Source organism: Stenotrophomonas sp. 2YAF22 (assembly GCF_052114665.1).
GTDB lineage: Bacteria > Pseudomonadota > Gammaproteobacteria > Xanthomonadales > Xanthomonadaceae > Stenotrophomonas > Stenotrophomonas indicatrix.
In genome coordinates this window covers 1-9,689 of the sequence record NZ_JBFRFE010000090.1, presented here as the reverse complement: position 1 = coordinate 9,689, position 9,689 = coordinate 1, and the positions used below count along the sequence as shown (strand labels likewise).

Genomic DNA, 9,689 nt, shown 5'->3' with positions numbered 1-9,689 from the left:
GGGGCGTGAGCGCCATGGATGGCGCGACCGAGCTTACAGGGACGTACTTGCAGCGTCCCCCGCAACCGGACCCACCCCGCCATSCCACAGGAAACCCGCTTCTGCTGTTGCTGTTGCTCCTGAGGTTGCCGGCCAGCGGCCGGCACTACCGCTTCGGCGGGTGCAGGGCGCAGCCCTGCCGACCCACCTCTTACTGCGGCGGATCGCGGGTAATGTGGATGTCGGTCGGCGTGGACAGCGGGATGTTCCGCTCGGCCAGGATCTGCAGCAGGCTGAAATACAGATCGCTGCGCGTGCCATACACCTGCCGCGGGCTGGCCACGTAGGCGAAGCTGTTGATGGTGATCTGGCCGCCGGCGATGCTGTCGATGTAGACCGACGGCGCCGGTTGCTGCAGTACCGTGTTGTGGGCCCCGTAGGCATCCAGCAGCGCCTGTCGCAGGCCGGCCACGTCGGTGCTGGTCGGCACCGCGAACTGGATCTGGACGCGGCCCTGGTTGTTGCCCATCGTCATGTTGCGGATGGTCTTGGTGATCAACTCGGAATTGGGCACGATCAAGGTGGACTTGTCGCTCACCTGGATCTCGGTGGAGCGCACGTTGATGCGGCGGATGTCGCCTTCCTGGTCGCCCAGCTTCACCCAGTCGCCGATCTTCACCGGGCGCTCGGTCAGCAGGATCAAGCCGGAGACGAAGTTCTGGATGATTGCCTGCAGGCCGAAGCCGATACCTACCGAGAGCGCACTGACCAGCAAAGCCAGGTTCTTCAGGTTCAGGCCCATCGCCGTCAGCGCCCACAGGCCCACCAGGATGATGCCGACGTAACCGGCGATGGTGCTGATCGAATTGCGTGCACCCAGGTCGAGTTCGGTCTTGGGCAGGTAGGTATCGGTCAACCAACGCTGCAGCAGCTGGGTCAGACCCATGCCCACCAGCAGCACCAGCACGCCGGTGACGATGCGGCCCGGCTGCAGCGTCAGGTCCTTGTTGATCACAATGCCATTGGCCAGCGAGGCAATGCGTTCAACGATCGTGCCGATATTGCCGAACGGTGCGGCCAGCGCCAGCAGGGCGATCAACACCACCAGGGTGCGCAGCATCGCCGACAGCAGCACGCCTGCCTGTTCCAGCTTCGACACGCTCAGGCCGGTGCTGAGCAGGATGGTCTGGCCGACCTTGCTGTCGGCATTCAGCAGCCAGGTGCAGAAGTCATCGACGAACTTGAACAGCAGCGTCGCCGCCAGCACCACGATGCTGCCGCCGATCAGCTGCTGGTTCACGAACTTGGCGAAGTTGACGTAGCCCATCAGGGTGGCGGCGATCGCGGCGACTACCGCGATGTTGCCGGCCACGCGGGCCAGCACCAGCCAGCTGCTGCGTCGTACCGGTAGCTGTGCGCCAAGACCGTCGGCCTGTGCTTCCAGCTTCGCCTCGGCCTCGGCGGTCTGGCGCCGATGCAGGCGCGACAAGGTCACCAGCATGGCCATGATCAGGCCCAGGTAGGTCAGCGCGATCACGCCGTCCAGCGCCACCGTGGTGACATCGCTGGTGCGGGTGGCGCGATCGATGGCCACCAGCACCGTGCTCAGCCAGGCCAGTGCCGCAGCACCCCAGGCGTACTTGCGCAGTTTCAGCGCGGCGGTGTCATCCAGGTTCAGCAGCCGCCACGAAGGCCGCTTGGGCACCAGCAGGCAGGCGCTGAGCGCGGAAATGAAGGCCGCGGCAAACGTCGCCGCCTGCACGCCTTCGGCCACGCTCTGCAGGCGCGGTGGAATCGCGCCGATGGCATCCAGTGCAGCCACCAGCACCACCACGGCGTAGCCGGGCAGCAGGGTGCCCACCAGCAGCAGCCACATGGCCAGACCGGAGCGGCGCAGGCGGCCGTCGGGGGCACGCTCGGACGCAGCGAACCGGCGCCCCAGCGCGCGCAGCCACAGGCGCAACGGGAACATCATCACCAGTGCCGCCGCCAGCCCCAGCAGCAACGTGCCCCAGCCATGGGTGGCAATGGCCGTGGTCAGCGCGGCACGGCCCTGCTGGGCCAAAGGAGTGACGCGGGCGATATCGTTCGGCAACTGGTCGGCCACCTGTCGCCACAGCGTTGGCGACAGTGGCGAGGCGACCTTGCGCCCCAGTTCCTCGGTGCGCTGCGCGTTGCGCTGCTTGTCGATGTCCGCGCTCAGCTGCTGCGCGCGGACGGCACTGGACTTGGCCTGGGCAATCGATGCCGCGAGGGCATCGCGCTGGCGCGTCAGCGTGCGCCGCTGYGCCGCCAGCTCCGGTGGTTCAGTGGTGTCCTTGGGGGCCTCACCCAGCTGCGTCAGCTGCTCGTTGAGCTGGTCCAGCTGCGGCTGCAGGGTCTTTTCCAGCGCCTCGGCATCGCGCTTGGCCTGTGACGCGTTTTCCGAAAGCGTGCCCAGCGTTTCGATGGCTTCGGCGTCGTTGCGCTTGCGTTCCACCGCCTTCAACGCATTGTCGATATCCGCCAGCTGCTGCTTGGGCGTGGGGTCGTCATCCTGGGCCAGCGCCGGCAGAGCCAGCAGCAGCGTGCAGCACAACAGCAGGGCCAACCAGGGGCCACGCACCAGGATCGTTCGGAAGAAGGAAGACAAGCCAGCCACACCGTTTTGCGCGGACCACCGCGCCTGCGCGCGACTATACGGCAGGTACTGTAAACGGCGGATGCGCAGGCGCTGGCTGCTGGCTGCGGCTCAGTACTTCAGGCGCAGCTCTTCCACCTGCGGCTGCTGCAGCGCGTACCAGTCCTGGAATTCTTCCTCGGTGATCTCATCCGGCGCATACACCGCGATCGGGTGCCAGGCGTGGTCGGTCGGCAACGGCTGGCGCGGCCCGGCGCGCAGGCTGTAGGCCACGCCTTCGTAGTCCACCAGATCGTCGACCTGCGGCCACTGCTCGCGGGCGAACTGGGTTTCACTCTTCAACAGGATCACCTGGTACATCGGCACCTCCACTTCGGTTGGATCGGAAAAACGCGGCGCTGGCGGAAGCATACCGCTGCGCCGATGACGGCACGCGCTCCGCCCGGGCGACGGAATGTTCTGGACATGGCCCTCGCCCCGGCTTCACCCGCCCGTGGCAGTGTCCTCGGCATCGTGGGGGTCCTCTCCTGCCACGCCTGACAATGACCGACCTGCCTCCCCTGAAGACCGTCAACGACCTCAAGCTGCCCCGCTACCTGGGCACCTGGTACGAGATCGCCCGCCTGCCGATGCGCCACGAGCCAGAGGGCTGCACCGACGTGTCGGCCCATTACCAGCTGCTCGACAACGGTAACGTGGGCGTCACCAACCGCTGCCGCATGGACGGCGAGATCGAGGAAGCCACCGGTGAGGCCTGCGCGATCGACAACGACAGCGCGCGGCTGGAAGTCAGCTTCCTGCCCAAGGGCCTGCGCTGGCTGCCCTTCGCCAAGGGTGATTACTGGGTGATGCAGGTGGCGCCGGACTACAGCGTTGCCCTGGTCGGCAGCCCGGATCGCAAGTACCTGTGGCTGCTGGCACGTGAGCCCCGGCTCGATGCCACCGTGCAGGAACATTATCTGGCCAGCGCGCGCCTGCAGGGCTTCGATCTGTCCGAACTGATCCTGACCCCGCATACCGGCCACCCCACCGCCTGAGCACGAACCCGCATGGACCTGAAGAGTGGCTACCCGTGGTGGGCGGTGCGCAACGGCCTGATCCAGGCCTTTCCGCCGCTGGAACAGGATCTGCAGTGCGATGTGCTGGTGGTCGGTGGTGGCATCACCGGCGCGCTGATCGCCGATGAGCTGTCGGCCCATGGCCACGACGTTGCGCTGATCGAGCAGCGTGACATCGGCTGGGGCAGCACCGCAGCCAGTACCGCGCTGCTGCAGTACGAGATCGATACCCATCTGCTGGAACTGGCCTCGCAGTATGGCCAGGACGCTGCGGCGCTGGCCTACCAGGCCTGTGCGGAGGCGATCCCCGCATTGGGCGAGGTCGCGCGCGGCCTGAAGGACGTCGACTTCAAGCAGATGGACAGCCTGTACCTGGCCAGCCGCCGCCGTGACGTACCGCGGCTGATGGCCGAAGGCGAGGCGCGCCGTGGCATCGGCCTGGATGCGCGCTGGCTGGACCGGGATGCGCTGCAGGAACGTTTCAGCGTCGATGCCGGAGGCGCCCTGCTGACCCGCCAGGCCGCACGGGTCGATCCCTACTGCTTCACTTACGGGCTGTTGCGGCGGTTGCAACGACGCGGCGGCGTGGTGCATGACCGCACCGTGCTGCATACCCTCACCCCTACCGCGCGCGGCGTAACCGCCCGCACCGAATCCGGCATGCAGATCCGCGCCCGCCACGTGGTGCTGGCGATGGGCTATGCCAACCAGCAGTGGCTGGACCCGCGCGTGGCCCGCAACCGCAGCAGCTACGCCTTCATCACCGACCCGATCAACGCCGACGAACTGGGCTGGCTGCAGCGCACGATGGTCTGGGAGAGCGCCCGCCCCTACCTGTACCTGCGTGCCACCGGCGACCGCAGGCTGTTGGTGGGCGGGCTGGACGATGCCATCGATATTCCCGCCCGCCGCGATGGCCGGGTGGACAGCAAGGCCCGCAAACTGATGAAGCAGCTGCTGCAGTGGTTCCCGCACCTGCAGCCGACCCCGGCGTTTTCATGGGCGGGCACCTTTGCCGAGACGGCTGACGGCCTGCCGTTCTTTGGGCCGCATGCGCAATGGGGTCCACGGGTTCAGTTCGCCATGGCTTACGGTGGCAACGGCATCACCTATTCAATGATCGGCGCCGGGCTGCTGCGGGCGCGGATCGAGCGGCGACGGCACCCGCTGCAGGACCTGTTCGGGTTTGGGCGGTTGTAGCGTGCAGCCAGGCATGGCCTGGCTCTACCGCAAACGGGCGCCGACAGGCATCATTCAAGCAACGCCTGCTAGCGTCGGCCTGTACCGCCGCGTGCTGCGCGGCCCCTCTGCGCTGGAGTGCCGTCATGATCCGCCCCCTGACCCTGCTGCTGTGCCTGGCCGCCCTGCCCGGGACCGCGTTGGCGCAGTCCGCCGCCGGCGCCACCGCGCCGCAGGCGTCCGGCCTGGACCTGTCCGTGCCGCAGACGCCTATGCGCTATCTCAACGATCCGACGCTGCAACAGGATCCGCCCGGCACGTTCTACGGCGACAAGACCGGCCCGCGCGTGCACGGCGACGGCAGGATCGCCGACGTGCAGGACGACAAGGTCAAGGTCTCCGGCAGCTTCACCACCGGCATCGGCTACGCCAAGAATTACGGCAACACGCATTACAACGCCGCCACGCTCAACCTCAGCAAGAACTACACCAACGATGAAGGCAAGACCCGCGGGGTCAACGTCAACATCCACGTGAGCGAAGGCAAGGGCCCGGGCTTCTTCGGGCCATATGGTGGTGGCGGCTACTACGGTGGTGGCCCGGGCTATTGGGATTACCCGCCGCCTTACGGCTGGTAAGAGACCGGTAGTGCCGGCCGCTGGCCGGGTACGCGTCAGCGCATGCGCGCTGTCGCTCCCACGCTTCGCTGCGCGAACCGCGGGCCCCACTTACCGACCTCCACACCCCCGCGCCTATGGCGCTGCCCCCGTACTCCGGGGGCGGTAGTGCCGGCCGCTGGCCGGCAACCTCCGGATGTCGGAAACACCGTGCAGCAGCCGGCCAGCGGCCGGCTCTACCCGCCATCAATCCGGTAGGTGTCGACCTAGGTCGACACGCTTTTCCGGCCCTGTGCCGACCAAGGTCGGCATCTACCGAAGCGCAGCTCAATCCAGCCAGCCGCCGGCTCTACCCGGTAGGTGTCGACCTTGGTCGACACACCCACCCGAGCAGGCATCAATCCAGCCAGCCATCACGCTCGCTGTGCAGGATGCGGCCGTCATGACCGCTCAGGCGCACTTCCACCTTCTGGTTGCGGGCATTGCGCGCTTCCAGCGACCACGTCGCACCATCGCGTTCCAGCGAATGGATCTCGCGCAAGCCCTGCGACTGCGCCTTGGCCAGCACCTGCTCGGTGCTCAGCTGCGCACGCCCATCGTGCTCGTCGAAGATCTCGCCGGTCTTCGGATCCACATAGACCTCACTGAAGCGACCATCAGCACGGCTGACGTCGGCTTCCCACAGGCCATCATCACGTTCGATCTCATGGATCTGGGTGTAGCCGGCCTTGCGCAGGGTCTGTTCGACCTGGGCCATGCCCAGCGGCGCGGCCTGTACGGCGGGGGCCACGGCCAGAGCGACAATGGTAGCGAGGGTGAGCGACTTCAACATGGGGGTTCTCCTGTTCGGTGCCGGACCATCCCGGCAACGCCACGATGCACGGCGTGGTTAACAGCGGCCTAGCCGGCGCTGTTAGCCAACTGTTAGTCGGTCGCGGCACACTCGCGCCTGTCACTTGTTCCCATGCTTCCAGCCACTCACGTGCCGATCCTGCCCTCCCTGTCCCTGCTGCTGGCCCTGGCCAGCGCCCCGTCCGCCGCCGGCCCTGCCCAGGACCCGGCGCAGCAGGTCGCGCGCCGCGCGGTGCAGCAGGGCCGCTACGTGCCGCTGGAAGGCGTGGTGCGCGATGCACTCAAGCGCCACCCCGGCCAGCTGCTGGAAGTGGAACTGGACGATGGCGTGTACGAAGTGGAGATCCTGCGCGCCGACGGCGTGGTGGTGGAGCTGGACTATGATGCGCGCAACGGCAGGCTGTTGAAGACGGAGCTGGACGACTGATGCGCATCCTGTTGGCCGAAGACGATGCCGCATTGGCCGAGCGCTTGCAGCCGCTGCTGGAGCAGGCCGGTTACGTGGTCGAGGTGGTGGCCGATGGTCGCCAGGCCGAGGAGATCGGCCAGGTGGAAGACCTGCAGGCCGCCATCGTCGATCTGGGCTTGCCCGGGCTGGACGGCCTGAGCGTGATCGAACGCTGGCGCGGCAACGGCCGCGACTTTCCGGTGCTGGTGCTGACCGCACGCGGCCGCTGGCACGACAAGCTGGCCGGATTCGATGCCGGCGCCGACGACTATCTGACCAAACCCTTCCAGGCCGACGAACTGGTGCTGCRCCTGCGCGCACTGATCCGCCGCAGCCGCGGCCATGCCAGCCCACGCCTGCAGTGCGGCCCGCTGCAGCTGGACGTCAATGCCGGGCGCTTCGACCTGGATGGCCAGGCACTGGCGCTGAGCCCGCAGGAATTCCGCCTGCTGAGCTACTTCATCCACCACAGCGGCCAGGTGATCGGCCGCGACCGCCTGGGCGAACATGTGTTCGATGGCGGTCACGACCCGGATTCGAATGCGCTGGACGTACTGCTGGGACGGGTACGCCGCAAGCTTGGCACCGACCTGATCCAGACCGTACGCGGCCAAGGCTGGCGGTTGGCCGCGCCGTGAGCCGGCAACCATCATTGCGACGCCGGCTGCTGCTGGCCGGTGGCATCGGCCTGCTGCTGGTCTCGGCACTGGCCAGTGCGCTGCTGGGCGAACTGTTCAAGCGCAGCGCGCGCGACCGCCTGGACAACGAACTGCAGCAGGACATGCTGACCCTGCTGGCGCAGGCCGAGATCGATGCCGATGGCCAGCTGCAGCTGCGCCAGGAACCCAACGATGCGCGCTTCCAGCGCGTGTTCTCCGGCGCGTACTGGCAGATAGCCGATGGCAGCGGCAAGGTGCTGCTGCAGTCACGTTCGTTGTGGGACGAAACGCTGCCAGTGGCCGCCACTGGCACGGCCGAACGCAATCTGCCGGGCCCGCTGCAGCAATCGCTGCGCGCGCGCGTGCAGCCGGTGCGCCTGCCCCGCGCGAACCAACCCTATGTCGCCGTGGTCGCCACCGACCGCAGTGCGCTGGATGCGGACGTCGCCGCATTCCGCCAACGCAGCGCAATGGCGTTGGCCGTGCTGGTGGCGGCGTGGCTGGCGGTACTGGCCAGCCAGGTACATTTCGGTCTGCGGCCCTTGCAGCGTCTCGGTGCGCAGCTGGAACGCGTGCGCCGCGGCGATGCACAGCGCATCGATACGGCCGGATTGGGCGCTGAAATCGCACCGCTCGGTGAGGAGCTCAATACCCTGCTCGACCACCAGCAACGCATGGTCGGCCGCGCCCGCACCAGCGCACAGGATCTGGCGCATGCGCTGAAGACACCGCTGAGCGTGCTCGCCGCCGAAGCCGATGGCGAGGGCCGCGCGTGGCGCGCGACGCTGCGCGAACAGGGCGCACGCATGCAGGCCAGCGTCGATCGCTATCTTGCCGCCGGACTGACCGCCGACCATCGCGATCGCACGCCGGTGGCCACGGTTGCACAGGCGCTATGCGGGTTGATGGCGCGCGTGCATGGCGACCGTGCGCTGCAGTTCCAGGCGGAGGGTATTGCCGACGACCTGCAATTTGCCGGTGCCAGCGCCGACCTGGAAGAGATGCTCGGCAACCTGCTCGACAACGCCGGCAAGTGGGCACAGCGGGAGGTGACGGTCACTGCGCGCGTGGACGAAGAACAGTTGCGCATTGATGTGCGCGATGACGGCCCCGGTCTGGCAGCCGAGGCGCTGGCGCAGGTCACCCAGCGCGGCGTGCGGCTGGATGAGCGCGAAAGCAGCAGCGGCCTGGGGTTGGCGATCGTCGGTGATATCGCCGCCAGTTATGGCGGGCGGTTGGCGTTGGAGAATGCGCAACCGGGATTGCGCGCGACGCTGTGGTTGCCGGTGGGGTGACGCGCCGCAACGCCGGTGGTAGTGCCGGCCGCTGGCCGGCAACCGCCTGATTGTCGGAAACACGCTGCAGCAGCCGGCCAGCGGCCGGCTCTACCGGATCACGCGCCGCCCGGTAGGCGTCGACCTTGGTCGACACGCATCAAGGCGCCGACCAAGGTCGGCAACTACCGGTGGTGCATCCACCAGCAGTCGATGGCATCCAGCACGATCGCTGCCAGTTATGGCGGGCGGTTGGCGTTGGAGAACGCGCAGCCGGGGTTGCGTGCGACGCTGTGGTTGCCGGTGGGGTGAGTCGATGCAACGCCGGTGGTAGTGCCGGCCGCTGGCCGGCAACCGCCTGATTGCCGGAAACACGCTGCAGCAGCCGGCCAGCGGCCGGCTCTACCGGATCACGCGCCGCCCGGTAGGCGTCGACCTTGGTCGACACGCTTCAAGAGCGCCGACCAAGGTCGGCAACTACCGGTGATGCATCCACCAGCAGTCGATGGCATCCAGCACGATGTGGATCATCAAACCAATCCCCACCAGCCGGGTCTTCTTCGGTACGCACAGGCCCGCGTACACGGCAATCGCCGGTGCGGTATGCAGCGGGTGGAAGCCGATGCTGCAGCGGTTCGGGGCGTAGATCGGATCGGCCAACAGATGGTCCAGGTCGATGATCCAGCCCAGCAGCAGCAACAACCACGCCGATGCGAAGCGCTTGCGCCAGAACAGCCATGCCAGCAGGGCTGGCACGGCGGCATGCAGGAACAGATGAAAGATCGCGCGGGCGCTCATCAGCACCGGTAGCGCCGGGCCATGCCCGGCGTTACCGTCACCCTTAGATCAACGGTTCGTCGGACAGGTAGGTGTAACCGGTCAGGCCCGCTTCCAGCGCTTCGGACAGCTCCTGCGCGCGTTCCGGCGACAGGTCTGCCGATGCCACGCGTTCGGCGTAGGCCGCACGCAGGTCATCCAGCTTGTAGCCCACGTAGTCCAGCAT

General features: G+C 67.4%; 11 protein-coding genes. 6 read left to right on the top strand and 5 right to left on the bottom strand.

Going from position 1 to position 9,689, the window contains the following annotated elements; all coding sequences use genetic code 11:
* Nucleotides 1–190 precede the first annotated feature (190 nt).
* A complete protein-coding gene (locus AB4Y84_RS05805; RefSeq protein WP_336022197.1) occupies nucleotides 191–2,620 on the bottom strand; it encodes a DUF3772 domain-containing protein in 2,430 nt (809 codons plus the stop codon).
* A 90-nt stretch (nucleotides 2,621–2,710) separates the two neighbouring features.
* A complete protein-coding gene (locus AB4Y84_RS05800; protein WP_025874572.1) occupies nucleotides 2,711–2,959 on the bottom strand; it encodes a hypothetical protein in 249 nt (82 codons plus the stop codon).
* Nucleotides 2,960–3,141: 182 nt separating this feature from the next.
* Between AB4Y84_RS05800 and AB4Y84_RS05795 the strand changes: the two genes are divergently transcribed.
* The 3 genes from AB4Y84_RS05795 to AB4Y84_RS05785 all read left to right on the top strand — a co-directional run bounded on the left by AB4Y84_RS05795 (nucleotide 3,142) and on the right by AB4Y84_RS05785 (nucleotide 5,474).
* Nucleotides 3,142–3,636 carry a lipocalin family protein gene (locus AB4Y84_RS05795; protein ID WP_363733923.1) on the top strand — a complete coding sequence of 165 codons (495 nt, stop codon included), beginning with the start codon at nucleotides 3,142–3,144 and terminating at the stop codon, nucleotides 3,634–3,636.
* A gap of 12 nt (nucleotides 3,637–3,648) precedes the next feature.
* Nucleotides 3,649–4,857 carry an NAD(P)/FAD-dependent oxidoreductase gene (locus AB4Y84_RS05790; RefSeq protein ID WP_442245041.1) on the top strand — a complete coding sequence of 403 codons (1,209 nt, stop codon included), beginning with the start codon at nucleotides 3,649–3,651 and terminating at the stop codon, nucleotides 4,855–4,857.
* A 125-nt stretch (nucleotides 4,858–4,982) separates the two neighbouring features.
* A complete protein-coding gene (locus tag AB4Y84_RS05785; RefSeq protein WP_025874569.1) occupies nucleotides 4,983–5,474 on the top strand; it encodes a hypothetical protein in 492 nt (163 codons plus the stop codon).
* Between the two features lie 376 nt (nucleotides 5,475–5,850).
* Here the strand turns inward: AB4Y84_RS05785 and AB4Y84_RS05780 are convergent, their stop codons facing one another.
* Nucleotides 5,851–6,285 carry a PepSY domain-containing protein gene (locus AB4Y84_RS05780; protein ID WP_363733921.1) on the bottom strand — a complete coding sequence of 145 codons (435 nt, stop codon included), beginning with the start codon at nucleotides 6,283–6,285 and terminating at the stop codon, nucleotides 5,851–5,853.
* 156 nt (nucleotides 6,286–6,441) lie between these two features.
* Here AB4Y84_RS05780 and AB4Y84_RS05775 point away from each other — a divergent pair, with 156 nt between their 5' ends.
* Genes AB4Y84_RS05775 through AB4Y84_RS05765 form a run of 3 tightly spaced genes read left to right on the top strand, consistent with a single transcriptional unit; the run spans nucleotide 6,442 to nucleotide 8,707 of the window.
* Nucleotides 6,442–6,732, top strand: a complete 291-nt coding sequence (locus AB4Y84_RS05775) for a PepSY domain-containing protein (RefSeq protein ID WP_442244199.1) — start codon at nucleotides 6,442–6,444, stop codon at nucleotides 6,730–6,732.
* On the top strand, nucleotides 6,732–7,391 hold the full coding sequence (locus AB4Y84_RS05770) for a response regulator transcription factor (RefSeq protein ID WP_442249862.1): 660 nt from the start codon (nucleotides 6,732–6,734) through the stop codon (nucleotides 7,389–7,391). The genes AB4Y84_RS05775 and AB4Y84_RS05770 overlap by 1 nt, the downstream gene beginning before the upstream one ends.
* Nucleotides 7,388–8,707, top strand: a complete 1,320-nt coding sequence (locus tag AB4Y84_RS05765; RefSeq protein ID WP_442244195.1) for an ATP-binding protein — start codon at nucleotides 7,388–7,390, stop codon at nucleotides 8,705–8,707. The genes AB4Y84_RS05770 and AB4Y84_RS05765 overlap by 4 nt, the downstream gene beginning before the upstream one ends.
* Before the next feature lie 456 nt (nucleotides 8,708–9,163).
* Here the strand turns inward: AB4Y84_RS05765 and AB4Y84_RS05760 are convergent, their stop codons facing one another.
* A complete protein-coding gene (locus AB4Y84_RS05760; protein WP_033832425.1) occupies nucleotides 9,164–9,484 on the bottom strand; it encodes a DUF6122 family protein in 321 nt (106 codons plus the stop codon).
* Between the two features lie 43 nt (nucleotides 9,485–9,527).
* Nucleotides 9,528–9,689, bottom strand: a 162-nt coding sequence (locus AB4Y84_RS05755; RefSeq protein WP_442249863.1) for a hypothetical protein, incomplete at its 5' end; no start/stop codon positions are given.

Bases quoted from the DNA above. Each gene is read 5' to 3' on its own strand.
- AB4Y84_RS05800 (WP_025874572.1), bottom strand. From the start codon at position 2,959: ATGTACCAGGTGATCCTGTTGAAGAGTGAAACCCAGTTCGCCCGCGAG.
- AB4Y84_RS05795 (WP_363733923.1), top strand. From the start codon at position 3,142: ATGACCGACCTGCCTCCCCTGAAGACCGTCAACGACCTCAAGCTGCCC.
- AB4Y84_RS05790 (WP_442245041.1), top strand. From the start codon at position 3,649: ATGGACCTGAAGAGTGGCTACCCGTGGTGGGCGGTGCGCAACGGCCTG.
- AB4Y84_RS05785 (WP_025874569.1), top strand. From the start codon at position 4,983: ATGATCCGCCCCCTGACCCTGCTGCTGTGCCTGGCCGCCCTGCCCGGG.
- AB4Y84_RS05780 (WP_363733921.1), bottom strand. From the start codon at position 6,285: ATGTTGAAGTCGCTCACCCTCGCTACCATTGTCGCTCTGGCCGTGGCC.
- AB4Y84_RS05760 (WP_033832425.1), bottom strand. From the start codon at position 9,484: ATGAGCGCCCGCGCGATCTTTCATCTGTTCCTGCATGCCGCCGTGCCA.